Source organism: Pseudomonas lyxosi (genome assembly GCF_047758685.1).
Taxonomy (GTDB): Bacteria; Pseudomonadota; Gammaproteobacteria; order Pseudomonadales; family Pseudomonadaceae; genus Aquipseudomonas; species Aquipseudomonas lyxosi.
On the sequence record NZ_CP180481.1, the window covers coordinates 4,068,757 to 4,091,058 of the forward strand.

Annotated in this window: 24 protein-coding genes; 14 read left to right on the forward strand and 10 right to left on the reverse strand. The window is 56.3% G+C overall.

Going from position 1 to position 22,302, the window contains the following annotated elements; all coding sequences use genetic code 11:
• Positions 1 to 4 precede the first annotated feature (4 nt).
• From ACMXYI_RS18765 to ACMXYI_RS18790, 6 genes are all read left to right on the forward strand, one after another.
• Positions 5 to 982 carry a glycosyltransferase gene (locus ACMXYI_RS18765; RefSeq protein ID WP_415768522.1) on the forward strand — a complete coding sequence of 326 codons (978 nt, stop codon included), beginning with the start codon at positions 5 to 7 and terminating at the stop codon, positions 980 to 982.
• A gap of 7 nt (positions 983 to 989) precedes the next feature.
• A complete protein-coding gene (locus ACMXYI_RS18770) occupies positions 990 to 1,925 on the forward strand; it encodes a DUF535 family protein (RefSeq protein WP_415768523.1) in 936 nt (311 codons plus the stop codon).
• Between the two features lie 75 nt (positions 1,926 to 2,000).
• Positions 2,001 to 3,203 (forward strand): glycosyltransferase, encoded by a 1,203-nt coding sequence (locus tag ACMXYI_RS18775; protein ID WP_415768524.1) that lies wholly within the window; start codon positions 2,001 to 2,003, stop codon positions 3,201 to 3,203.
• Complete coding sequence (locus tag ACMXYI_RS18780) at positions 3,200 to 4,387, forward strand: glycosyltransferase family 2 protein (protein ID WP_415768525.1); 1,188 nt, start codon at positions 3,200 to 3,202, stop codon at positions 4,385 to 4,387. Before ACMXYI_RS18775 ends, ACMXYI_RS18780 begins: the two co-directional genes overlap by 4 nt.
• The gene (locus tag ACMXYI_RS18785; RefSeq protein ID WP_415768526.1) at positions 4,387 to 5,142 is read left to right on the forward strand and encodes a WecB/TagA/CpsF family glycosyltransferase; all 756 of its coding nucleotides are present in this window, start codon (positions 4,387 to 4,389) and stop codon (positions 5,140 to 5,142) included. Before ACMXYI_RS18780 ends, ACMXYI_RS18785 begins: the two co-directional genes overlap by 1 nt.
• Before the next feature lie 82 nt (positions 5,143 to 5,224).
• Positions 5,225 to 6,367, forward strand: coding sequence for a hypothetical protein (locus ACMXYI_RS18790; RefSeq protein WP_415768527.1), 1,143 nt, complete (start codon positions 5,225 to 5,227; stop codon positions 6,365 to 6,367).
• Between the two features lie 16 nt (positions 6,368 to 6,383).
• Here ACMXYI_RS18790 and ACMXYI_RS18795 read toward each other — a convergent pair whose 3' ends face one another.
• From ACMXYI_RS18795 to ACMXYI_RS18815, 5 genes are all read right to left on the reverse strand, one after another.
• Positions 6,384 to 7,808: an undecaprenyl-phosphate glucose phosphotransferase gene (locus ACMXYI_RS18795; protein ID WP_415768528.1), complete on the reverse strand. Its 1,425-nt coding sequence runs from the start codon at positions 7,806 to 7,808 to the stop codon at positions 6,384 to 6,386.
• Positions 7,809 to 8,224: 416 nt separating this feature from the next.
• Positions 8,225 to 9,409 carry an acetyl-CoA C-acyltransferase family protein gene (locus tag ACMXYI_RS18800; protein WP_415768529.1) on the reverse strand — a complete coding sequence of 395 codons (1,185 nt, stop codon included), beginning with the start codon at positions 9,407 to 9,409 and terminating at the stop codon, positions 8,225 to 8,227.
• 224 nt (positions 9,410 to 9,633) lie between these two features.
• The gene (locus ACMXYI_RS18805; protein WP_415768530.1) at positions 9,634 to 10,074 is read right to left on the reverse strand and encodes a helix-turn-helix domain-containing protein; all 441 of its coding nucleotides are present in this window, start codon (positions 10,072 to 10,074) and stop codon (positions 9,634 to 9,636) included.
• Positions 10,075 to 10,078: 4 nt separating this feature from the next.
• Positions 10,079 to 10,402, reverse strand: a complete 324-nt coding sequence (locus ACMXYI_RS18810) for a DUF4258 domain-containing protein (protein WP_415768531.1) — start codon at positions 10,400 to 10,402, stop codon at positions 10,079 to 10,081.
• Between the two features lie 198 nt (positions 10,403 to 10,600).
• On the reverse strand, positions 10,601 to 10,858 hold the full coding sequence (locus tag ACMXYI_RS18815; RefSeq protein WP_415768532.1) for a DUF2790 domain-containing protein: 258 nt from the start codon (positions 10,856 to 10,858) through the stop codon (positions 10,601 to 10,603).
• 331 nt (positions 10,859 to 11,189) lie between these two features.
• Here ACMXYI_RS18815 and ACMXYI_RS18820 point away from each other — a divergent pair, with 331 nt between their 5' ends.
• On the forward strand, positions 11,190 to 11,411 hold the full coding sequence (locus ACMXYI_RS18820; RefSeq protein ID WP_415768533.1) for a hypothetical protein: 222 nt from the start codon (positions 11,190 to 11,192) through the stop codon (positions 11,409 to 11,411).
• 17 nt (positions 11,412 to 11,428) lie between these two features.
• On the opposite strand, the gene ACMXYI_RS18825 is transcribed toward ACMXYI_RS18820, so the two are convergent.
• On the reverse strand, positions 11,429 to 12,331 hold the full coding sequence (locus tag ACMXYI_RS18825) for a LysR substrate-binding domain-containing protein (protein WP_415768534.1): 903 nt from the start codon (positions 12,329 to 12,331) through the stop codon (positions 11,429 to 11,431).
• A gap of 149 nt (positions 12,332 to 12,480) precedes the next feature.
• Between ACMXYI_RS18825 and ACMXYI_RS18830 the strand changes: the two genes are divergently transcribed.
• From ACMXYI_RS18830 to ACMXYI_RS18850, 5 genes are all read left to right on the forward strand, one after another.
• The gene (locus ACMXYI_RS18830) at positions 12,481 to 13,782 is read left to right on the forward strand and encodes an NAD(P)/FAD-dependent oxidoreductase (protein ID WP_415768535.1); all 1,302 of its coding nucleotides are present in this window, start codon (positions 12,481 to 12,483) and stop codon (positions 13,780 to 13,782) included.
• 51 nt (positions 13,783 to 13,833) lie between these two features.
• The gene (locus ACMXYI_RS18835) at positions 13,834 to 14,922 is read left to right on the forward strand and encodes a polyamine ABC transporter substrate-binding protein (protein WP_415768536.1); all 1,089 of its coding nucleotides are present in this window, start codon (positions 13,834 to 13,836) and stop codon (positions 14,920 to 14,922) included.
• Positions 14,923 to 15,384: 462 nt separating this feature from the next.
• On the forward strand, positions 15,385 to 16,356 hold the full coding sequence (locus tag ACMXYI_RS18840) for a tripartite tricarboxylate transporter substrate binding protein (protein WP_415768537.1): 972 nt from the start codon (positions 15,385 to 15,387) through the stop codon (positions 16,354 to 16,356).
• The gene (locus ACMXYI_RS18845) at positions 16,353 to 16,847 is read left to right on the forward strand and encodes a tripartite tricarboxylate transporter TctB family protein (protein ID WP_415768538.1); all 495 of its coding nucleotides are present in this window, start codon (positions 16,353 to 16,355) and stop codon (positions 16,845 to 16,847) included. Before ACMXYI_RS18840 ends, ACMXYI_RS18845 begins: the two co-directional genes overlap by 4 nt.
• Before the next feature lie 24 nt (positions 16,848 to 16,871).
• On the forward strand, positions 16,872 to 18,380 hold the full coding sequence (locus ACMXYI_RS18850) for a tripartite tricarboxylate transporter permease (protein WP_415768539.1): 1,509 nt from the start codon (positions 16,872 to 16,874) through the stop codon (positions 18,378 to 18,380).
• 53 nt (positions 18,381 to 18,433) lie between these two features.
• Here ACMXYI_RS18850 and ACMXYI_RS18855 read toward each other — a convergent pair whose 3' ends face one another.
• The 3 genes from ACMXYI_RS18855 to ACMXYI_RS18865 all read right to left on the reverse strand — a co-directional run bounded on the left by ACMXYI_RS18855 (position 18,434) and on the right by ACMXYI_RS18865 (position 20,077).
• Positions 18,434 to 18,853, reverse strand: a complete 420-nt coding sequence (locus ACMXYI_RS18855) for an organic hydroperoxide resistance protein (protein WP_415768540.1) — start codon at positions 18,851 to 18,853, stop codon at positions 18,434 to 18,436.
• Between the two features lie 236 nt (positions 18,854 to 19,089).
• A complete protein-coding gene (msrA, locus tag ACMXYI_RS18860; RefSeq protein WP_415768541.1) occupies positions 19,090 to 19,596 on the reverse strand; it encodes a peptide-methionine (S)-S-oxide reductase MsrA in 507 nt (168 codons plus the stop codon).
• Between the two features lie 79 nt (positions 19,597 to 19,675).
• The gene (locus ACMXYI_RS18865) at positions 19,676 to 20,077 is read right to left on the reverse strand and encodes a GFA family protein (protein ID WP_415773925.1); all 402 of its coding nucleotides are present in this window, start codon (positions 20,075 to 20,077) and stop codon (positions 19,676 to 19,678) included.
• A 137-nt stretch (positions 20,078 to 20,214) separates the two neighbouring features.
• Here ACMXYI_RS18865 and ACMXYI_RS18870 point away from each other — a divergent pair, with 137 nt between their 5' ends.
• On the forward strand, positions 20,215 to 20,775 hold the full coding sequence (locus ACMXYI_RS18870) for a nucleotidyltransferase family protein (RefSeq protein WP_415768542.1): 561 nt from the start codon (positions 20,215 to 20,217) through the stop codon (positions 20,773 to 20,775).
• Between the two features lie 112 nt (positions 20,776 to 20,887).
• On the opposite strand, the gene ACMXYI_RS18875 is transcribed toward ACMXYI_RS18870, so the two are convergent.
• The gene (locus ACMXYI_RS18875) at positions 20,888 to 21,319 is read right to left on the reverse strand and encodes a nuclear transport factor 2 family protein (RefSeq protein WP_111448695.1); all 432 of its coding nucleotides are present in this window, start codon (positions 21,317 to 21,319) and stop codon (positions 20,888 to 20,890) included.
• Positions 21,320 to 21,558: 239 nt separating this feature from the next.
• Here ACMXYI_RS18875 and ACMXYI_RS18880 point away from each other — a divergent pair, with 239 nt between their 5' ends.
• Positions 21,559 to 22,245, forward strand: coding sequence for a DUF72 domain-containing protein (locus ACMXYI_RS18880; protein WP_415773926.1), 687 nt, complete (start codon positions 21,559 to 21,561; stop codon positions 22,243 to 22,245).
• Positions 22,246 to 22,302: the final 57 nt, after the last annotated feature.

A 22,302-nucleotide genomic window follows, 5' to 3' on the forward strand; every position in this document is an offset into this window, starting at 1 on the left:
CGCCATGGCTATGGGTATGGGTGTCGTTGTTATCGGTCGCAACGAAGGCCTACGGCTTGAGCGTTGTCTGACTTCCCTTGTCGGTTCGGCGCAGAAGGTTGTTTATGTCGACTCTGGATCAACGGACGGTTCAGTGCAGATGGCACTGAGGCTTGGGGTCGAGGTGGTCGAGTTGGACATGACCGTTCCCTTCACTGCAGCGCGTGCGCGCAATGAAGGATTTGCCTGCATACAACGCTTATTGCCGGCGATGCGTTATGTGCAGTTCGTCGACGGTGATTGTGAGGTTGTCGGCGGTTGGCTGCCCCGGGCGCTCGCCTTTCTTGATACACATCCTGACGTCGCGGTGGTCTGTGGTCGGCGCCGTGAACGTTTTCCGCAGCACTCTATTTACAACTTACTGTGTGATTACGAATGGGATACGCCGGTAGGTGAGGCCAAGGCATGTGGTGGCGATGCGCTGATGCGGGCTGACGCCTTTGCCGAAGCGTCCGGGTTTCGACCGGGCCTTATTGCCGGGGAAGAGCCTGAATTGTGCGTGCGTCTGCGTGGGAATGGTTGGAAGGTCTGGCGTCTGGGTGAGGAAATGACCTTGCACGATGCAACCATGACGCGGTTTGGCCAATGGTGGCGGCGTACCCTGCGCGGTGGTTATGCCTTTGCCGAGGGCGCATTTTTGCATGGGGCCGCACCGGAGCAACATTGGTTGCGTGAGTCGCGCCGTGCCTGGTTCTGGGGATTGGGTGTCCCGCTGGCGACGGTTATCGCGAGTTTGGTGTTGGGATGGTTTGGGCTGCTTGTGCTGCTGGTCTATCCATTGCAGGTCGTGCGCCTCGCCCGCGGGGGCGATAGATCCACGCGCGAAAACTGGCTGCGGGCTTTCTTTCTCGTGCTGGGGAAATTTCCCGAGATGCTCGGGCAAGTCAAGTTTCTACTGAACAGATTCGGTGCCGGCAAGACGGCGTTGATCGAATACAAGTGAGACTTATATGAATAATTGGGTGATATTAAAGAGCGTGTTTTTTTTACATGCCGGGTATTCTTTAAGGGCGTTGAATAATAAATTTAAAATGTTGGTTCTGGTTGCAAAAAACTGGTCCGAGCTGAAGTTGTTTTGCGGGCGGATGTCGAACGCCTTGGGTAAGTCCGGTGTTGAAAAATTAGGCGGGGATTGTGTAGGCGTTGTTCATTGGCCATACATCAGTAAAAGCTGGAGTCCCAAGAATAAACTTAGTGTTTTAGCCTCGCATTACGAAGTGGTGACCAAAAGCTGTCCGCAGCTATTGCTGTTGGGGCGAAGTGACAGTTTGCTGCTGAGTGATTTGTCGGAGTTTGCGGCTGGTTGTTCCCTGGTGCTGGATCGTCCCTTCTGGTTTATGCGTGAAGGGGAGTTGGTGCTGAACTTGTTTCAGGGGGATCTGCGCATTGCTTCAATAGCCTTCACCTTGTGTCGCACGGACACTGAGTTATGTATTTTTATCGGCGCCGTTCAAGGGATACATAAAGGCGTCGAGAGTGAACTGTCGTTGAGTATCTACAGGGACCTGACTAAAGACTTTGAAGGCCTTCGGCCAAGAAGCTTTCTGATCGAAGTTATTAAATACATTGCCATCAATATCGGTGTTGAAAAAATTTATGCGGTAGGGGATGGGTATCGCCACCACCGTCATCCGTATTTTGGCGCTCACAAAGCTCTGGAGTTGGCGGCAAATTATGATGTGATCTGGTTAGAGCATGGAGCGACTCCATCAGAGCGCGAAGATTTTTTTGAGATTCCCATGATGCTGTCCAGGAAACCGCTCGACAGTATTGCTTCAAAAAAACGTGCCATGTATCGCAGGCGCTATGAGTTGCTGGATGACACCTTTAAAAAGATAGACAGCGTGTTGATAGGTAGTTATAGCAACAGCCGTGTGGCTAGTTGACGTTCCTGATACCTGTACTACTGTGGGATTACTTGCAGTAATAATCCACCGCAACGACAACTAAGTCTGGTTCCTATGCGTATTGCTTATTTCATCAATCAATACCCCAAAGTCAGCCATAGCTTCATTCGTCGCGAGATTTTGGCGTTGGAACGTCAGGGTTTTGTGGTGCAGCGCATTGCCCTGCGTGGCTGGGATGCCGAATTGGTGGATGCCGAGGACGTGTCCGAACGCGATAAAACCCAGTATGTGTTGCAGGGCGGAGTCAAAGAGCTATTAGTGCCTGTGCTTCAGGTGCTGCGCGCCCAGCCGCGACGTTTTTTTTCGGCGCTGTGGCTGGCGCTACGCATGGGCCGGCGTGCCGATCGCCCCTGGCCATACCATTTGGTTTATTTGTCTGAGGCGTGTCGCGTGCTGACCTGGTTGCAGGCGTTCGGGGCCGAGCATGTGCATGCGCATTTCGGCACGAACTCAACCGAGGTGGTCATGCTGGCCAATGTACTCGGTGGGCCGGCGTACAGTTTTACCGTGCACGGCCCGGAAGAGTTCGACAAACCGCAGTTTATTCATTTGGGCGAGAAAGTCCGGCGCGCAGCCTTTGTCGCTGCTATCAGTTCTTATGGGCGCAGCCAGCTGTTTCGCTGGGTGGCTCATGCACACTGGGCAAGGGTAAAGGTGGTGCATTGTGGGCTGGAGCGGGCGTTTCACGACGTGCCAGCGGTTGCCGTGCCATCCGCGCCGCGGTTGGTTTGCGTAGGTCGTTTGTGTGAGCAGAAGGGTCAGCTTTTGCTGCTTGAAGCCGCCCGCATCCTGGCAGCTCAAGACGTGGAGTTCGAAATAGTACTGGCGGGCGATGGAGAAATGCGCGCGGAAATCGAAGCCCTTATTGCACGGCATGGCTTGCAGGCGCGGGTGCGAATTACCGGCTGGATCAGCAGCGATCAGGTGCGGGCGGAGATTCTTGCGGCGCGGGCCTTGGTGTTGCCGAGCTTCGCCGAGGGGTTGCCGGTGGTCATCATGGAAGCCATGGCGTTGCGCCGGCCCGTACTGACGAGCTATGTGGCGGGCATTCCCGAGTTGGTGCGACAGGGGGAGAACGGTTGGTTGTTTCCCGCTGGAGCGGTGGATGAGTTGGCAACGGCGCTGGCGGACTGCCTCGCGCAACCTGTCGAGGTGTTGCAGCGGATGGGCGAGGCGGCTTATCAGAGAGTGCTGGAGCGACACGACATCGATATCGAAGCGGCCAAGTTGGCTAATTTGTTTAGGGCGCAAGCATGATCACATTACTTGGTTGGCTGTTCAGCTCACTGCTCATATTCATCCTCTTGCCGGTGTTGGTGCTGTTTGTGCAGGTGCTGATGGCCTGCCTGCCTGCACGGTCACGCTCGTCGGCGCAAGGATCGCGACCGCGGGTGGCGGTGTTGATACCGGCACACAATGAATCCTCGGTCATCGTCGCGACGTTAAATAGCATTCGGCCGCAGTTGCTTTTGGGTGATCGCCTGGTGGTGGTGGCGGATAACTGTTCTGACGATACGGCTGCGCTGGCCCGCACGGCGGGCGCCGAGGTGGTGGAGCGCAGCAATGATCAGCAGCGTGGCAAGGGTTTTGCGCTGGACTGCGGGGTGCGTCATTTGGCGAGCGATGCGCCGGACGTCATGATTGTTATCGATGCGGATTGCCAGGTGGCCGCGGGGTCTATTGAGCGTTTGGCAATCTGTTGCATCGACTCAGGGCGGCCAGCGCAAGCACTTAATTTAATGCGTGCTCCAGCAGGTTCCGGGCTAAAAGTGCGGCTTGCCGAGTTTGCCTGGTGTGTGAAGAATCGGGTAAGGCCGCAGGGTTGGACCCGACTTGGTTTGCCCTGTCAGCTAATGGGCACGGGAATGGCTTTCGTCTGGCGGGATATGACGTTGATCAATTTGGCCAGTGGCCACATCGTTGAAGATTTGAAGATGGGCCTGGATTTATGCCGAAGCGGCAAGCCGCCTGTGTTCTGCCCCGATGCTTTGGTAACCAGTTACTTTCCGCGCAGCGATGAAGGTTTAACTACCCAGCGTACGCGCTGGGAACATGGTCATCTAGGGGTAATCCTTGGGGATACGCCAAAGTTGTTGGTGGAATCGATTGGCCAGCGTAACTGGAGTCTGCTGGCGATGACGCTCGATTTGCTGGTCCCTCCGTTGGCCTTATTGACGCTGGCCTTGGCGGCGGCATTTGGTCTGTCATGGTTGGTATTTATGCTGTCGGGAGCTTTGGCGCCAGCATTGATAGCTTCTTGCGGGGTGGCAATATTGGGGGTGACTATCTTGCTGGCATGGAGCCAATTTGGTCGCGGGATTATTTCTTTTTCAGCCTTGTTGTATGCGCCGTTCTACGCGGTGAAGAAAATCCCCCTGTATATCGGGTTTTTGCTTAAGCGCCAGGTTGAATGGGTGCGTTCGAAGCGAGATGACAGCTAATGCGTGCTTTATCCTGGCAGCACAGCTGGCAAACGATTACCCGGAAACTCAGGGTGGTCAGCGATGTTGATGACGAGCAAGCATTGATTGACGCGTTATCCAGACCTGATGCGACGACAGTGCTCGGGTTCGCCAATGCCCACGCCATGAATCTGGTGGCGGCCAATACCGACTACTTCAACGCGCTGCTGGCTGTGGACGTGTTATTACGGGATGGCTCCGGCATGGGCATCCTGTTTCGTCGCCTCGGTCGGGAGCCGGGACTGAATATGAATGGCACCGATTTCATTCCCAAATTGCTGGCCGCGTTCAAGGGGCGGCGCGTGGCTTTCTGGGGCACAGAAGAACCCTTTCTAGCCAACGCGGTGCAGCGGAGCGAAGCGCTATTTGCGGTCAATGTAGTCTCTGCTCACCATGGTTTCGCGCCGGTGGATGCTTACATAAATCTTGCCCGGCAGTTTCAGCCGGAACTGGTTGTGTTGGGTATGGGCATGCCCAGGCAAGAAGCCGTTGCTGCCAGGTTAGCCGTCGGTGGCGTGCCCTGTCTGGTCGTGTGCGGAGGGGCGATTCTGGATTTTCTCGGCGGCAAGGTCACTCGTGCTCCGCAATGGGTGCGTCGTCTCGGTTGTGAGTGGGTGTTCAGGTTACTAGGTGAGCCAAAGCGTTTATTCAGACGCTATGTGGTGGGTAATCCGATGTTCTTGTTGCGCACATTGATCTACAGGGACAAAGGAAAGGTCACGTGTTCAAAATAGATGGCGGATTGTGTCAGTGTCGTAATCAGGGTTCATCGCACTAAAGTCAAATACCCCTTCCTTGAATTGTGCTGATAACCAAATGAAAAAACACATAGCAGAATTGATGCGTAAGTTCATATCTCCTTCGATGCGATTTGAGCTAAGGAAAGCGGCTGCCTGGCTGCGGGATATACTTGGGCGAGCCTGTTTTTGGCGCTGGGAAATTGTCAGGTTCAGACTGCGGGAAGACAGCCTTCACGACATTCTCTATGTAGGCAGGAAAACACAGCGGGAGTTTGTGAAGGTTCTACTGGGCGCTGAATCTCAAGCGGTTGATAGTCAGTTGAAGTTGGAGACGTCAGACCGGACGGTGTGGGTCAGTGAAATGCCGACCTTGGGTGCATTGTATGTGCCTCAATATTTGAGTGCCGTCGTTCCGCTGAGCAGATCAATTGAGGATATTACGGCCAGATACAATACCGAGTTACGTCGAAATCTGCGCAAAAACCGGCTGCGCTATCGTATGAAACAGGCCTTGAACGACGACGAAATTGAAATCGCAGATCGGGAAATGCTTAAGCCCTATGCCAGAGCAAGGCATGGCGCATCCGCCTCTCAAATTGAATCGCATGAGGTTCAAAGGGTGGCAAAAAATGCCGGGCGGCTCGATCTGGTACTGCTGGAGGATGAAATTGTTGCATGCCATCTTGGGTGCGTCATTACCCGGGCAGGAAAACGCTACTGGAGCACGATCCGTTTCGGCTATCCCGATGTTGTATTTTCAGATGCCAAGAAGTTACGTGAAATCAACTCGATTACCACGTTCATGGCGCTTGAATGGGCGATAGAAAATGGTTTTGACTACTACGATATCGGCACTTGCCTGGCACGCCCGGACGATGGACTTCTTGAGTGGAAGAGAAGGCGTGGCGGTGATGTTGATACGCTGGGCAATCACGGCTATTTGTTTGTTCGACTGCCCAAGGTGGGCGCAGCGCAATTTCTTTGGGAGACGCCTCTATTTGCTGTCGAAGGCAAGAAGTTGACACTTCATCTTGGGTTGCCGGACGGCCCGAGTGACGAGGAAGTCGCTAATCGATATCGCGAAATGGGTTTTGGCGGCCTATTCAAAATATACCTCCATTGTTCCAGGGAGCCGGGAGAAGCGCTTCTCGACACCTTGCGTAGTCGCTACGCTCATCTGAAGTCACCGCCGGTCCTGGAAAGTATCGTATCCATCTGAACGCACTCAGGAATGGCTAGTAGGCATGCTTGCCGGAGAAGGCAAACACCGTTCGTACAAGGATGACGAAATCGAGCCAAAGCGACCAGTTATTGATGTACTCGATGTCCGAGTCAACGCGTCGGATCATCTGCTCTATGTCCCTCGTTTCACCACGATAGCCACGTACCTGAGCCAGGCCTGTGATGCCCGGCTTAATGTTGTGACGCGCAAAGTAGCCAGAGACATCGGGCGAGTACTGCACATCGTGTTGAATAGCGTGCGGGCGAGGCCCCACCAGAGACATTTCCCCCATCAAAACGTTGAACAACTGCGGTAGTTCATCCAGGCTGGTCCGCCGAATAAAGGCGCCAACCCTGGTCATGCGCGGGTCATTCTTTTGCGCCTGCTTGACGACGCCGTCTTCCGGCTGATGGACGACCATGCTTCTGAACTTCCAGATCCGGAAAGCCTCTCCACTCCACCCCATGCGCTGCTGACGAAAGAATATGGGGCCGGGGCTATCGAGCTTGATGGCAATGGCGACGGCTACCAGGACTGGCGCTGCAAGAACCAAAATGAGAAAGGCCAGGACTTTGTCCTCAAGGTTCTTCAGAAACAGACGCATGCCCATCAGCGGAGTTTCAGACAAGGTCAGCACGGGAATGCCGGCAATCTCGCGAACACTGTGGTTGATCAGGCGCAACGAGAAAATGTCAGGCACCCAGTTAACAGAGATGTGTTTATCGAACAGCCTTAAATAAACATCCTGGATGACCTCCGAGCCACCCAGAGGGGTCACGAAATAGACGGTACGAATGGCATGTTTAACAACTAACTCATCAAGGTCGGAGATATCGCCCAGTATCGACAGACGTTGCGCGCCCTCCAGACTTTCCTTTCCCCGATCATCGTCCGCGCCAATCAACACACAGCCGACTATGCGCTCACCGAGCCAGGGATTATTGCTGATTTTCTTGTGAAGATAGCTGGCCAGTTCGCCCGAGCCAATGATGAGCGAGTTTTCCAATTGAGTGGAGTGGGCCAAAAACTTCTTCTGCATCTCGCGTGTCGCGAGGTGCAAAAGCAACTGAGCAAAATATCCAACAACAAATAACTGCCCGACCAATAAACGCGAGTACTGTTCGCTTTGCTTGGTAAGAAAGGCCATGGCAACAAGAAAGCCAAACGTGGCAGTCCACGCCTTTAAAAGCTTGAAGGCTTTGACGGTAAAAACAACATTGCTGCGGTAAATGGCATAGTGGTCGTATACGACGGCCAACGCCCCCAGTAGCAACAGGAGCAGGATGACATAGGACTGTGTTATGAAGCCGATATGATAATTGATCAAAAACCACGCAACGCCCGTCACTGCAACACAATCGAGACCAGCCTGAATAACGATACTGGTACTGCTTCTTCGCTGGAGAACGGAACGGGTACTGTTGGGCTCAAATATCATATTTAGACCTCATGTCTGCTGCCCCTCGCGTTCGATGATGACGCGATTCAGTTCATGCTGCCCTCGCTTGAGAGCGTTGGCGTCACCGTGATTAGCCTCCCACCTTCGAAATTGCAGGCTTTGGGAGCATGTGGCGACGCGTGCTATCACTTTAGCAGTGCTGTGAAATCATTCACTGAATCTGCGTAGTTCTGAGTAGTTTAGTAGAACCTCCGGGCCTGAAAAAATGAAGCCCATCGAGATACCGACCGGCCTGCAGTAAGGTCGTGCCTGGTCAGCATCGGGTATGGGGCGCGAGTGTGGTCGCGCAGTGATCGAGGCTTACACCGAGCTGAAATCGGAGTGCATTGCGCACAGATTCCATCGCGGTAAAACGAGACGGCGCCCACAATGGGCGCCGTCTTCGTTTGGGGCGATCAGACGCGTTCGAACAACACGGCGATGCCTTGGCCGCCGCCGATGCACATGGTTGCCAGGGCATAACGACCCTGAACACGGTGCAGTTCGTGAATCGCCTTGGTGGCGATAATCGCACCGGTCGCGCCCACCGGGTGGCCCAGAGAAATCCCCGAACCGTTCGGGTTGACCTTCTCCGGGTCGAAGCCCAGTTCCTGCGCCACGGCACACGCTTGGGCCGCGAATGCTTCGTTGGACTCGATGACATCCAGGTCGGCAACGGTCAGGCCGGCGCGTTTGAGGACCAGGCGGGTGGCGGGAATCGGTCCCAACCCCATCAGCTCTGGCTCCACACCGGCATGGGCATAACCGACCAGTCGGGCGATGGGCTTGAGGCCTTGGTCGAGAACCATCTGACCCGTGGCCATGATCAATGCACCGGCACCATCATTGAGACCGGACGCGTTGCCGGCGGTGACGCTGCCGTCTTTTTTGAAGGCCGGTTTCATCTTGCCCAATTGCTCGGCATTGACCTCGGCGCGGACATGCTCGTCCGTCGCAAACGTCACGGTACCTTTGCGGGACGCCACTTCGATCGGCACGATCTGGTCGGTGAATCGCCCTTCAGCAATCGCCCGGGCTGCCCGTTGCTGGCTGAGCAGCGCCAACTCATCCTGAGCCTGACGAGTGATGCCATAGCGCTCGGCGATGTTTTCCGCAGTAATGCCCATGTGGAAACCGCCAAACGGGTCTTGCAGAGCGCCGAGCACGTAGTCGATGGCTTGCATATCGCCCATGCGTGCGCCCCAGCGCGCCTGCGGCAAGATATAGGCCCCGCGGCTCATGGATTCGACGCCACCCGCCAGCGCAGCCCCGGCATCCCCCAACATCAAACTTTGAGCGGCACTGACAATGGCCTGCAAACCAGAACCGCAGAGGCGGTTGACGTTGAAGGCGGGCGTCTCTTTCGGCAGGCCGGCATTCATCGCCACGGCACGAGAGAGGTAGGCGTCACGTACTTCCGTCGGGATCACATGACCCATCACCACGTGACCGATGTGTTCAGGTGCCAGACCCGAACGTTCAATGGCGGCGCGGCAAACGTCAGTGGCCAATTGAATGGGCGGCACATCTTTTAGCGAACCGCCAAAGCTGCCGATAGCCGAGCGGACGGCGCTGATAACAAAAATGTCGGATGGGTTCATGCGGGTTCCCCTGAAACAGTTCTGGACTCAAGTGTGCTTTCGCACTGTTATATGGGGGTGAGTCTAGACACAGCGATGAGTTTGACCTATGCCAAAACTGCTCAAGGGGGGTGGCGTTTTTGGCCATTTCAGTTGAAGTCGCTTTTTGATCCGTCTGATCCGGTCAAAAGCGCAGAAAAGAAAAAAGCCCGGTACACGTCCGGGCTTTGTAATTCAGGTCTTTGTCAGGCGCACGTTTGGTCTTGCTTGTGCCATCCATCTTCAAACTGAAGGTTGAGCTTATGAAGCTCATGATCCAGTTCGTTGATCGAGTCAATGGCGGCCATCAGATCCGCCTCGCCAGTCTTGGCTTCCAGGTATAGCCCGCGCAGGTAGCGATCATTTACAGTCGGAATCTTGTCAGTCTTTTCCCAGATCGCCACCGCTTGGGAGGTCAGCCCGACAATACTGGCCAGTCTTTCTTGAGACAAACCCAGCTCTTTACGCAGGAACCGAAACTCTGCACCGGTCAGAGCTGCCGGTTTTTGCGCAATCGTCTTGCCGATAAAATCGTGAAGACCCTCGACATCCGTGATAGCAACCGCCTCGCCATAGGCCGTTTCTTTCATCCTGTAGCCGTTGCTAAGCCAGACGTTCGGTAGCCCGCTCTCAACGTAGTGGTACATCAAATTATCTCTCCCTTTGCATCGTGGTCACTATGACGAGATATCTCCCGTCTTCGTCGACATCGATTGCGCCGACAATTTGGAGGGGTGACCCAGCCCTGAACCATGAAATAGTGAATCTCCAATCGCCCCCGGGTGCTTGATAGGGGCCATCAGTGACCTGTCCTCTGTGGAGGCAATCCATGACGTCAGGCATGGATATCTCTCGCTCAATCATGCGAGACCGTGCGTGCTTAGAGTAAAAAACACGCTCAGATCTTTGCGAAAGCTCCCTAATGATTTCCAAGGCTTTCTTTTTGGACAGCGGAAACGGCAGTAGGTCGCTCATGGTTATCTATAGTATTTATAGGTCGCGACAGACTAAAGCTCAAGCGCCAATTGTCAAAGCAGGGAAATAAAATGAGACATGTAGCGGAGCCGCGACGGGCAGATTCAGCTCATACGAAAGGCCGGTCGCGGCGGCGGGCTACAGAGGTCAGCCAGTGGCGCCAGTGCAGCCCGATCCTCTGTGAGTACAGGCGACTGATCAGTTACCACCAAGGCAATCCATGCCCTGTACCTGGTAATCCAGCACGTGCTTGCGACCCTGATGGTCGAGGTAAATCAGCTGCGCGGGGACGATGCCGCAATCTTGCGTGATGATATTGCTGGACAGGTCTTTGGCGATATCCAGGGGGACGAAGAAACCGGTCTTGTCGTGGATGACAGGTTGGGCAGTCTGCGTATCGGCAAACGCCGAACCGGTGACGAGGAGGGCCGCAAAACCGAGGATTAACATTTTCATGATGATTCCCTCTATTCAGAGGCGGGTTGGCTGCCGATGGGTTGCCTGGCAGTGAATTCAGGTTAACCAGGCGATCCGCACAGCCGACCCACAGTTGAATGACAATTTTGTAATGAAACGGCGCCGAAGTTACGGTTGGCGACCGGCGGCTTCGAGGATCAGGTCAGTGTTTTCTTTGTATGAAGTGAGGGTGCTGGCTACGCTGACAACTCAATGACAAGTTTGTAATGCACGGCGCGACTGGCTTTATGCCTGACGGCCGTATGTCGGGAGCGAGGAACGCCACCCATGAAAAAACTTCCAAATGAAGACTGTCTTTGGGAGTTTGAGCATGAGTGATGATCAAAAGAGCGAAGCCCTGGCGGCCTGGTATCAGCTCCTGAACGTGCCCGAAATCCGGATGGATGTTGAAGAGCAATATGACGAGTTGCTCAAGGCTGCCGATGAGATGGAGCGCGCCGGACTCATCAACAGCGTTGAATGGCGCAAGCTGGTTCAAGAGGCGAGCGCTGCTTTTGCCAATGCGACACAAGGGTTGGGGCGCGGAACGTAGTGTTCAAACCCTGGTGGTCAAACTTCGCCTGCCGGCTGTTCGGCCTGTTGGGCAAACCACTGCATGATCAGCGAACAGGCTGGATGAGCGGCGGCGGAAGGTTGCAGGTTCAAAGCGTAAATGCCGCGGGTCTTCAAGGGGTGGCCGAACGGAACGACGAGCACGCCTCGCTCAAGTGATTCGCCTGCGAGGGTCAGGTCAGTCATGGCGACCCCCAGCCCTCGCGCCGCCGCATCGAGCGCCAACTCGTCGAGGTTGAAGGGGATGTGGCGGTAGTCCTCGAGTGACTGGCCGCCATTGGCTTGCAGCCACCGGAACCAGTCATGTTTGTCCGCCGAGCGATGCAACAGCGGGAAGTGCACGAGATCGGCCACAGACTCCAACGGCTGGGAGGTGCTGCCCAGGCCTGGGGCGCACACCGGCACCAGCGCCTCCTCGAACAACGTCAGGCAGTCAGGATCGCGGGACGGCTCTGGCAGATAGAGGATGTAGGCGTCGCTGTCGATGGCCGGTTCCACCACTTCCGTGGCCACGGTTTCGATCGACAGCGAAACCTGCGGATGACTTCGATAAAACTCGCTCAACTTTGGCAGCAACCATCGAACCGCCAGCGACACATGCATGCGAATGCGGAAGGGTCGTTTCTGCGGTGTCAGCCGATCTTCAAGGGTTTTCAGTTGCGCCAGGATACTTCGGGCGGTCGCAAGTACCTGTTCGCCTTCCGGTGTCAGTCGAACACTGCGGCTATTCCTTACGAACATAGGCAAGTCGAAGTGGCTCTCCAACTGCTGGATTTTTCGGCTCACTGCGCTTTGGGTCAGGCACAGCTTTTGCGCCGCTTGCGTGAAGCTGCCCGAGCCTGCGACCTCGACCAGCGCCTGCAAGGCCTGGAGAGAAGGAACGTGGTGAATTTTATCCATGCGTTTTTTGAATGACTCGATGATTTTATAACGTTGGTTGTATCACTACAGGCCTTATAGATTCTAGCTCTAGCCAGCACCAGCCGGAAATACTCATGCGATGACGTCATGTGCGGTGCTTGCAGAACGACAGGCAGATGAGGTGATGCATGACCAATGTATGTGGCTGGATTGCGCAGGCGGGGAGTTCTCCCGCTCGCGATGCTCTCAAAGGCACGAAAAAAGCCGATTGGCTGATTGTCGGTGCCGGTATCACCGGGCTGTGCGCCGCTCACACACTCGCTGAAATGCACCCTCAGGCGCGGATCATAATTGTCGACAGACAACGGGCCGCACAGGGCGCCTCGGCGCGCAATTCAGGTTTCGTGGTGGGTCACGAACATCCGGCCAAGGATGAGCTGATCGGCAACCCGGGGTTTGCCGGTTTTGAAGTCGATACCTCGATTTCCCGTGCCGCCAGTGACGAAGTGCGCCGGCGCATTGCTCGTCTGGGGATCGAATGTGAATTCAGGGAGTCGGGCTACTTCTTCGCCGTCAACGATCCCGGCAAGTTGACCGATGTCGCCGCCAAACTGGCAACGCTACGCGCTGTCGGCGCCTCTGCGCACTTTCTGGAAGGTGAGCAGCTCAGCAATAAACTGGGCACCTCGCATTACCAGGCCGCGATCTGGTGCGGCAATGGCAACGCACTGCTGCAACCGGCGAAATACGTGAAGGGCCTGCTGGATACGCTGCCGGCCAACGTGACCCTGTTTGAGAACACCGATATCACTGGTCTGGAGCGCTTGGGCAAAGGGCGTATTCGCGCCAATGGCACCGATGGAAGCATCGAGGCCAGACAAGTCCTGGTGTGCCTGAACGCATTCATCCCGCGCTCCGGAATAGAAGACAGCGGGACGTTCCCGATGGAACTCAGCGCCAGCCTCACACGACCGCTCAGCGACGCCGAGTTCAAGTCCATCGGCGCGGTTGAGCCTTGGGGCGTGCTGTCCACCCGGCCCCTGGGCGCCACGGTGCGATTGACTCCGGACCGCCGCGTGATGATCCGCAACACGGCGGAATACCGTTCTCGGGATTTATCCGACAGTGAGCTGCTGCACCGTCGCAAACACCATGTGCTCGGCTTGCAACGCCGCTTCCCGTTCTTGAACGAGCAGGACATTCAATACACCTGGACCGGACACTTGAGCGCTTCACGCACCGGGCAACCGTATTTTGCCAAGGTCGACGAAGGTGTGTTTGCGGTGGCCGGCTGCAATGGTTCGGGCGTCGCACGCGGCACCCTTTGGGGACGCTTGCTCGCCGAACTGGCATCGGGTGCCAGCTCGCCCATCCTCGAATCGGTGATGCGCAGGGCCCAACCGGGCTGGCTGCCGCCGCGGCCCTTGCTCGATATCGGTGCCATGCTTCGAATGCGCGTGGAGGCGGTCAGGGCCAAAACAGAAATCTAGAACACCCGGCGATCAAAGAATAAAAACTCATCAAACACACGGTGATTGAACATGCGCGTCAATAACATTTCCCTGATGGTCGTGCTGACGACGTTGTCGGCAGCCACTTACGCCGACGAAGTCGTCAATATTTCAAACTGGAACGGCTACATCGCCGACGACACCTTGACCACGTTCACCAAGGAAACGGGGATCAAGGCAACGTACGACATTCACGACAGCAACGAAGTGCTGGAAACCAAACTGATGACCGGCAACACCGGCTATGACGTGGTGAGCCCTTCGAACCATTTTCTGTCTCGATTGATCAAAGCCGGGGCGGTTCAAAAACTCGACAAAAGCCAGCTGCCCAACTGGAAAAACCTTGACCCGGCGTTAATGAGAAAACTTGAGGTCAATGACCCGGGCAACCAATACGGCTATCCGTACATGTGGGGCACGGCGGGTATTGGCTACAACGTCGAGAAGATCAAGGCGATCTTCGGCGACACCGATGTCACCCATTCCTGGAACCTGTTTTTTGATGAAAACAACATCAAAAAGCTGAGCCAGTGCGGCGTGGCGATTATCGATAACCCTACGCAGATCCTGCCGATCACCCTGAATTACCTGGGGCTGCCGTCCCATAGCCACGAGCCGGCGGACTACAAGAAAGCCGAGCAGGCGCTGCTCAAAATCAGACCTTACGTCCAGTATTTCCACGCCTCCAAGTACATCAGCGACTTGGCGAACGGCAATGTTTGCGCAGTGATCGGTTTCAATGGCGACATCGTGCAGGCGGCCGCGAGCGCCAAGGAAGCCAACAACGGCATCGACATCGCCTATTCGATCCCTGACGAAGGCTCGACGCTGTGGTTCGACATGGTGGTCATGCCCAAGAGCGCGCCGCACGAGAAGAATGGCTACGCCTACATGAACTACCTGCTGACACCTCAAGTCATTGCCAACATCAGCAACAGCATCCATTACGCCAACCCCAACCTTGCGGCGGATGAATATGTGACTCCGGTAGTGAAGCAGGACCTGGCGATTTACCCGCCGACACGTGTGTTGGACAAGTTGTTTACCGTCGAGGAACTCCCAGCGGCCATCGCACGGTTGACGACCCGCCTGTGGACCAAGTTGAAAACCAACACATAACAACATCGGCACGACCCTTGGGGGCGTCGCATCAGGCGCCCCTCAGGAGTACAGACTTAATGCCTAATGTCAGTCAGTTAAGCCGCAATGCAATCCGTAGCAGCTGGCGAAGCCTGCGTTCGGCTGCGAAGCAGTCGTGAGTCCAGCTAACGCGGTGCGCCTGACGCACCGCAGTTGCTGATTTTACGACTGCTACGCAGCCGAACGCAGGCTTCGCCAGCTGCTACATTTCAGCGTGCCTGGTGAGTTGTATTTCGGCCGTGCGTATCACTTCGGGCACTCAGGCAATCGGCGAGAATTCGCGGAAAGTGTCCAGGTCTTATTCCAAGAGATTCTTCGTTGTATGTCATCCCCCTAACCATGGCCTACGCTTATCCCGAGATGGATATTCATTGATCAGGGTTTATTCCTGATCGACGTTCAACGGGTGCCCATAAAAACAAAAGTCTCGGGAGACAACTTATGTCCGCTTTGTTCCGTCGATTCAGCCGCTGCATCGCAACGGCCGTTACCGCAGCTGCGCTCGCGACACCGGCCTTTGCGCTGGACACCGTCAAGTTCATGGCCCCGGGTTCTGTGGGTGGCGGCTATGACCAGACCGCCAGGGTCCTGGGCAAAGCCTTGATCGAGGCCAACACGGCCAAATCCACCACCTTCGAGAACAAGGGCGGAGCAGGGGGGACGTTGGGGCTGGCGCAGTTCGCCAACAGCACCAAGGGCGATCCGAATGCGCTGCTGGTTGTCGGCGCGATCATGGTCACTGCCATTGAACAGAACAAACCGCAAATCACCTTGAAGGACGTAACGCCGATTGCCCGGCTGTTTACCGAATACAACGTGATTGCCGTGCGCAAGGAGTCTGAATTCAAAACCCTGGAGGACTTGCTGAAAGTCTTCAAAGACAAGCCGACCAGTATTTCCTGGGGCGGTGGCTCCAAGGGGTCGATCGATCACATCGGCATTGCCGAGTTGGCCGCGAAAATGGGTGTCCCGGTCAACAAGGTGAATTACGTCGCCTTCGCGGGTGGGGGGGAAGTCGTTGCTCAGGCATTGGGCGGGCAGATCAAGGTGATCACCGGTGGTTATGCCGAGCTTGGCCAATACATCAGGAACGGCCAGTTCCGAGTACTCGCCATCGGCGCGCCAGAACGCATTGAAGGCATCGATGCGCCGACCCTCAAAGAGAAAGGCTACGACGTGACCATCGGCAATTGGCGCGGTGTTTACGGTGCAGCGAACCTCACGCCCGAGCAGCGTAAAGAAGTGATCGACGCTGTCGTGGCCGCCAGCAACAGCAAAGTCTGGAAAGACAATATCGACACCAACAAATGGTCACCCAACGTCCTGACCGGTGATGAGTTCGGCAAATTCGTCGACGAAGAGCATGTGCGGCTGCGTGCGATGCTGGTCGAGGTCGGGCTGGTTTCGAAATGACTCAGCCTCGCGCAATCGTGCCGGTGCAACTGGCGATCGGCGCCGGAGTGATTGCCATCAGCGCTGTGTTGGCGGTGGGCGCATTCCGGTTTCCACCCGAGATGGGCTTCGTCATCCTGGGAGCCCACGTCTATCCGTACGCCGTCGCGATGTTCCTGGGCGTTGTCGGTCTGTTGCTGTGTTATCAGGCCGTCACCGGTGGTTTTCGCGAGCTGGCAGATCACAGCGACGAAGCTGCCCAAGCGCTGCCCGGCGGCAAATCCGGCGCAGCCTGGGTGACGGCGGGACTTGTGGGGGTGGCCGTACTGATTAACCTCATCGGCTTCGTATTGGCCGCCGGGCTGCTGTTTGCCTGTTCGGCGCGGGGTTTTGGCAGCCGTCGGCCGGTGAAAGACCTCGCTATCGGCATTGCCTTGACCCTGCCGATTTACTGGCTGTTCAACGCCGGGCTAGGGGTTTCCCTGCCGCCCCTTGTCAATGCCTGGATCTGACCCAGGCCGAAGGAGGTAATCAAGGTGGAAACTCTCGCGAACCTGGCCATTGGTTTTTCCGCTGCGCTGACACCGATCAATTTGATGTGGGGCTTTATCGGCTGCTTGCTCGGCACCGCCATTGGTGTCTTGCCGGGTATTGGGCCGGCGCTGACGGTAGCGCTGCTGCTGCCGATCACCGCCAAGGTCGATCCTACGGGCGCCTTGATCATGTTCGCCGGTATCTATTACGGCGCGCAGTTTGGCGGCTCGACCACCTCTATCCTGCTCAATACGCCCGGTGAATCGTCCTCCATGGTCACGGCCCTGGAAGGCAATCTCATGGCGCGCAACGGCCGGGCAGGACCGGCCCTGGCAACGGCCGCGATAGGCTCATTTGTTGCCGGCACCATCGCGACGGTGTTGCTGACGTTGTTTGCCCCTATTGTTGCCACGCTGGCGCTCAAGTTTGGTCCTGCCGAGTATTTCGCGATTCTGGTGTTGTCCTTTACGACGGTGTCTGCGGTACTCGGCGCTTCGATGCTGCGCGGTTTTGTCTCGCTCGGGATTGGACTGACCATCGGCTTGATCGGCCTGGACTCAACCTCGGGCATTGCCCGCTACACCTTGGCGGTGCCGGAGTTGGTTGATGGCATCGAAGTCGTGCTCGTGGCAGTCGGGTTGTTTGCAGTGGGTGAAGCCTTGTACAGCCTGCTTTATCAGAAAGAAGAAGCGTCCGGTCGGCACCGCTTGACCTCGTTGTGGATGACGCGCTCTGACTGGAAACGCTCGGTTCCCGCCTGGCTACGGGGCACGTTGATCGGTTTTCCATTCGGGTCGATTCCGGCCGGTGGCGCTGAAATTCCGACGTTCCTGTCCTATTCGGCGGAACGCAAATTGAGCAAGTACCCGAAAGAGTTTGCGGGCAACAAGGGCGAGGGGGCGATCGAGGGGGTTGCCGGTCCCGAAGCGGCCAACAACGCGAGCGCGACGGGTTCTTTGGTGCCCCTGCTGACGCTCGGCATTCCGACGTCCGCCACCGCGGCGATTCTGTTGGCCGCGTTTCAGAACTACAACCTGCAGCCGGGGCCGATGCTCTTCCAGACGTCGGGGGAACTGGTCTGGACCCTGGTGGCTTCGCTGTATGTCGGCAACGTGATCCTGTTGGTGTTGAATCTTCCGTTGGTGGGCCTCTGGGTCAAACTCCTGCAGATTCCCCGGCCGTACCTGAACGCCGGCATTCTGGTGTTTGCCACCATCGGCGTGTACGGCATGCGTCATTCTTCCTTCGATCTTTTGCTGATGTTGGCGATCGGTTGGGGCGGGGTATTGATGCGTCGTTTCGATTTCCCTGTCGCGCCCGTGATCGTCGGCATGCTGCTAGGGCCGATGGCTGAAAAGCAGCTGCGCAATGCGTTGTCCATCAGCGAGGGAGACTGGCTGGTGTTTGTGACGCAACCGATATCGGCCGCGTTCCTCGCGCTGACGCTGCTGGTGCTGGTGGTTCCGCACCTGCTTCACGCCCGCGGTATCAAGTTGCATGAGGACGATTGAGCGAATTGGCCAGCGCAACCTGCCGGGAAGGCAGGCTGCGTGGGGTGTTGCTGTTAAACCAGATTGATCGTGACGTCGATGTTGCCACGGGTCGCCTTGGAGTACGGGCACCGCTGGTGGGCGCCATCCACCACGGCCCGTGCAACAGCAGGGTCCAGGCCCGGAAGGCTGACATTGAGGCGCGCCTGGAGGAAAAAGGCGTCTTCGGTCTTGCCCAGGTCCACTTCGGCATCGACGGCAACGTCGCTCGGCAGGGTCACCTTCAGTGCGACAGCCGCCTTACCCATTGCACCGATGAAACAGGCCGACCAACCGGCGGCCAGCAGCTGTTCGGGATTGGTGCCGCTCCCTGACGAGCCAGGCGCGGAAAGCTTGACGTCCAAACGTCCATCGTCGCTTCGCGCCTCGCCGTTACGGCCTCCGGTCGTGTGGGTCTTGCCGGTGTAAAGCACGGTATCGATTTCATTGATCATGAGGTGGTTCCTGCTTAGGGGGTGGATTCTTTCGCCTGTGTTCATCGCAGAACGCCAGGTTGGCGACGCCACCCACTTTTTCACCTTCATGTACGGCGTATGTGTCCTGATTCAGTGATTGTGTATCGCTGTGTAAGATCGCCCGCGAACATACAGAGCGATACAAATCTGCCGGCCGGAGCTGGAAATGACGGTCAAACGTTGGGCCTCCACAACAGGCTGGACCGGCCGAGACATCACCCTCGTTTAGGCAGTTTCCAGTCTGGCCGAATGAAATGGCAGGTGTAACCGTTGGGATAGCGTTCGAGGTAATCCTGATGTTCCGGCTCTGCTTCCCAGAACGGGCCTGCGGGCACGATTTCCGTTACGACCTTGTCGGGCCACAAGCCAGATGCATCAGCGTCGGCCACCGTGTCCTCGGCCACCTGCTTCTGTTCATCGTTGAGATAGAAGAGTGCCGAGCGATAGCTCATACCCACATCGTTGCCCTGACGATTCTTCGTCGTCGGATCGTGGATCTGAAAGAAAAACTCGAGGATCTGGCGATAGCTGATCTGGTCCGCATCGAACACGATCTCGATCGCTTCGGCGTGCGTGCCATGGTTGCGGTAAGTGGCATTGGGCACATCACCGCCCGAGTAGCCTACCCGCGTGGACACCACGCCGGGGTAACGTCTCAGCAAATCCTGCATGCCCCAGAAGCAGCCACCGGCCAGGATGGCAGTGTCAGTTCGCGTCGTCATAGTACGGTCCCTCCCATCAGTGAATTTGGGATCAGGTAACAATGTACCTCATGTGCTTTCGCTTTTTGGCCGAAAGCGCTCACTCCGTCCGTGACCAGCGATCTTCGATTGCGTACCACGGCGCTTTCGATGCAACGCACACATGTTTCTGTTTTTCACTCAGAAACGGCGTATCCAGCGTGCCTATCGCCACGGACATCCATTCCGAAAACTCACCTTTGGAATCAGACCAGAACAGCGAAGAGCCGCACTCGCCACAGAACTGTCGGGCGACGCCTTCGGACGAGTGATAGGTTTTGAGCTTCTCGTCCCCCGCAACGATCGTAATCGCTGATCTGGGCGCGCTTGCATACGTCGCGAACGCTGCCCCGTGACCCTTGCGACATTGGCTGCAATGGCAATGGGTAACCGCTTTCAGCTCAGTGGCCACTTGATAGTTCACTGCGCCGCACAGGCAACTTCCGTGGTGAAGTGCATCCATGTTCATCGTTTCTCAGGTGTCGGTCGCGTCACTGTAGCGGTCTGCCGAGTTGAGTGAAACCCAGGTACCCGGTCTTTCGTCAGGCGGTTTTAATGTATCGTCAGCCCCCAGGATTTGATCCATCCCATGGAGAGAGCATGACGTTAACCGCTGAAACGTTGATTAAGATCGCGACGGCCAATCCGGCAAATGCCGAGATTGCCCGGCGCTTGCCTTCACTCGGCCTGGACCAATGCATGTTGACGGCGGGCTGCCTTTTTCAGACGGTCTGGAATCATCAAGCCGGGCTTCCCGCCGCTTGGGGCATCAAGGATTACGACGTTTTCTACTTTGATGAAGACGTGTCGTGGGAGGCCGAGAATGAAGTCATCGTTGCCGCCCGGAAGCTCTTTCACGACGTCGACGTAAACATCGAAATCAAGAACCAGGCACGGGTTCACCTTTGGTACGGTCAGCGATTTGGCAGGGCTTATCCCAAGCTTCAGTCGGCAAAGGATGGCATCGATCGGTATCTGATTGCGGGGACGTGTATTGGTCTGGATGTGGTGACCGGCGAGGTGTATGCGCCTTACGGTTTGAGCGATGTCGAAGAAGGGCTTTTACGGATCAATCCGGTGAATCATCAGCCCGATCTGTTCGGTCAGAAGGCCCGGAGTTATCAGGCTCGCTGGCCTTTTCTACGGGTGGTCGCAGTTTGAATCGGCAGAATTTCCGCCGCGCACTCGCGGTTCAACGGTCGTCTTGCAGTAAAAGGAGAGGGCAGGGGGCACCGTAACCTGGCTTACCGGTGCCCCCTTCGTTACACAAAAATCAGAACTTGAACGCTTGTCGACCGACCAGCAACCAGTGGCCTTTCTGTTTTTGCCAGATCTGGAAGTTCTCGATTTCGGTTGGCACCACTTCAGTGCCCTTGAGCGCTTGTGCTGAGAAGTGATGGCGCACCAACGCTACGTCACCCGATATGGTGATGGTCTGGTTCTGCATCTCCAGGGTTTTGAACGCGCTTTTGCCTGTTTCGATATCGTCGATGAATGCTTTCTTGTCCTGGATCTTTCCGCTGGAGTGCCCGTAGGTCAGGTTCTCGGCGGTCAGCGCCTTCAGTTCGGCAATGTTCTTGTGCAACATGGCTTGCGTCAGGTGATCGACGGCTTGCGCAACATCCTTGTCCGCGGAAGCAGGGGCGGCGGCTACGTAGCCACTGAAGAGGCACAAAAATCCAATCAGCAGTTTCACTTTTTTCATGGGTGTTTCCTTGTTGTTGTGGGTCGTCAGAGCGAGAGTGAAAGTGTCACTCATCGGTCGTCGTACAACCTAGCATGCGGCCAAGGAAAAAACGAACTTGCGTTGAGGGCTTGTCTCGAAGTTAAAGGTCGGGACGCTGTTCCGAAAAAAGAAGGTAAAAACTCTTGGCCGGGGCGACGCTGGGTTCGTTGTTTCACATCGGTTGTGCGGGCTGGAACCTGACTCGTGAGCACTGGCCGATGTTTCCTGCCCACGGCACGCATTTGCAGCGGTATGCCTCGCAGCTGACGGCGGTAGAAATCAACAGCTCGTTTTATCGACCGCATCGACCACAAACGTATTTACGCTGGGCGCAGTCGGTACCGGTGCCGTTTCGGTTTTCGGTGAAGGTGCCCAAGCTCATCACTCATGTGCAGCGATTGCAGGGTTGCGAGCAGCTGCTGGACGAGTTTCTTTCCCAGTGCACGGCGCTTGGCGATTCGTTGGGTTGTCTTCTGGTTCAGTTGCCGCCTTCGCTGGCTTACGACGAGGGCACCGCCACACAGTTCTTCCTGGCTTTGCGGCAGCGATATGCAGGGGCCTTGGTACTCGAGCCTCGGCATGAAACCTGGCTGAACGCAGATGCTCTACTGGTGGAGCAGAAAGTCGGGCGAGTCGCGGCTGATCCGTCGCCGATGCCAGGTGGTGGGACACCGGGCGGCTGGCCTGGCATTCAATACTGGCGGCTGCATGGCTCGCCACGCATTTATCACAGTGACTATGAGCCGGATCGATTGCAGGCGTTGGCGCAGCAAATGCAAAAAGCGGCGCAGGCGGGGATCCCCACCTGGTCCATCTTTGATAACACCGCCAGCGGTTTTGCACTGGGCAATGCCCTGGTTTTGCAGGCGCACATCGACGAGTTCGGTATTGCTTGGGGTTCCTGATCGCTCATGAAAAACCCAAAAACCACAACCGAAGCAAAGTCTTCATTTGCTGGGTGT

What these genes read in the sequence shown, in the direction of transcription:
- ACMXYI_RS18835 (WP_415768536.1), top strand. Translation starts at nt 13,834, where the DNA reads ATGCGCGTCAATAACATTTCCCTGATGGTCGTGCTGACGACGTTGTCG.
- msrA (WP_415768541.1), bottom strand. Translation starts at nt 19,596, where the DNA reads ATGACGACGCGAACTGACACTGCCATCCTGGCCGGTGGCTGCTTCTGG.
- ACMXYI_RS18790 (WP_415768527.1), top strand. Translation starts at nt 5,225, where the DNA reads ATGAAAAAACACATAGCAGAATTGATGCGTAAGTTCATATCTCCTTCG.
- ACMXYI_RS18825 (WP_415768534.1), bottom strand. Translation starts at nt 12,331, where the DNA reads ATGGATAAAATTCACCACGTTCCTTCTCTCCAGGCCTTGCAGGCGCTG.
- ACMXYI_RS18845 (WP_415768538.1), top strand. Translation starts at nt 16,353, where the DNA reads ATGACTCAGCCTCGCGCAATCGTGCCGGTGCAACTGGCGATCGGCGCC.
- ACMXYI_RS18770 (WP_415768523.1), top strand. Translation starts at nt 990, where the DNA reads ATGAATAATTGGGTGATATTAAAGAGCGTGTTTTTTTTACATGCCGGG.
- ACMXYI_RS18815 (WP_415768532.1), bottom strand. Translation starts at nt 10,858, where the DNA reads ATGAAAATGTTAATCCTCGGTTTTGCGGCCCTCCTCGTCACCGGTTCG.
- ACMXYI_RS18795 (WP_415768528.1), bottom strand. Translation starts at nt 7,808, where the DNA reads ATGATATTTGAGCCCAACAGTACCCGTTCCGTTCTCCAGCGAAGAAGC.
- ACMXYI_RS18880 (WP_415773926.1), top strand. Translation starts at nt 21,559, where the DNA reads ATGTTTCCTGCCCACGGCACGCATTTGCAGCGGTATGCCTCGCAGCTG.
- ACMXYI_RS18785 (WP_415768526.1), top strand. Translation starts at nt 4,387, where the DNA reads ATGCGTGCTTTATCCTGGCAGCACAGCTGGCAAACGATTACCCGGAAA.
- ACMXYI_RS18840 (WP_415768537.1), top strand. Translation starts at nt 15,385, where the DNA reads ATGTCCGCTTTGTTCCGTCGATTCAGCCGCTGCATCGCAACGGCCGTT.
- ACMXYI_RS18810 (WP_415768531.1), bottom strand. Translation starts at nt 10,402, where the DNA reads ATGAGCGACCTACTGCCGTTTCCGCTGTCCAAAAAGAAAGCCTTGGAA.
- ACMXYI_RS18805 (WP_415768530.1), bottom strand. Translation starts at nt 10,074, where the DNA reads ATGTACCACTACGTTGAGAGCGGGCTACCGAACGTCTGGCTTAGCAAC.
- ACMXYI_RS18855 (WP_415768540.1), bottom strand. Translation starts at nt 18,853, where the DNA reads ATGATCAATGAAATCGATACCGTGCTTTACACCGGCAAGACCCACACG.
- ACMXYI_RS18820 (WP_415768533.1), top strand. Translation starts at nt 11,190, where the DNA reads ATGAGTGATGATCAAAAGAGCGAAGCCCTGGCGGCCTGGTATCAGCTC.
- ACMXYI_RS18765 (WP_415768522.1), top strand. Translation starts at nt 5, where the DNA reads ATGGCTATGGGTATGGGTGTCGTTGTTATCGGTCGCAACGAAGGCCTA.
- ACMXYI_RS18865 (WP_415773925.1), bottom strand. Translation starts at nt 20,077, where the DNA reads ATGGATGCACTTCACCACGGAAGTTGCCTGTGCGGCGCAGTGAACTAT.
- ACMXYI_RS18830 (WP_415768535.1), top strand. Translation starts at nt 12,481, where the DNA reads ATGACCAATGTATGTGGCTGGATTGCGCAGGCGGGGAGTTCTCCCGCT.
- ACMXYI_RS18780 (WP_415768525.1), top strand. Translation starts at nt 3,200, where the DNA reads ATGATCACATTACTTGGTTGGCTGTTCAGCTCACTGCTCATATTCATC.
- ACMXYI_RS18775 (WP_415768524.1), top strand. Translation starts at nt 2,001, where the DNA reads ATGCGTATTGCTTATTTCATCAATCAATACCCCAAAGTCAGCCATAGC.
- ACMXYI_RS18870 (WP_415768542.1), top strand. Translation starts at nt 20,215, where the DNA reads ATGACGTTAACCGCTGAAACGTTGATTAAGATCGCGACGGCCAATCCG.
- ACMXYI_RS18875 (WP_111448695.1), bottom strand. Translation starts at nt 21,319, where the DNA reads ATGAAAAAAGTGAAACTGCTGATTGGATTTTTGTGCCTCTTCAGTGGC.
- ACMXYI_RS18800 (WP_415768529.1), bottom strand. Translation starts at nt 9,409, where the DNA reads ATGAACCCATCCGACATTTTTGTTATCAGCGCCGTCCGCTCGGCTATC.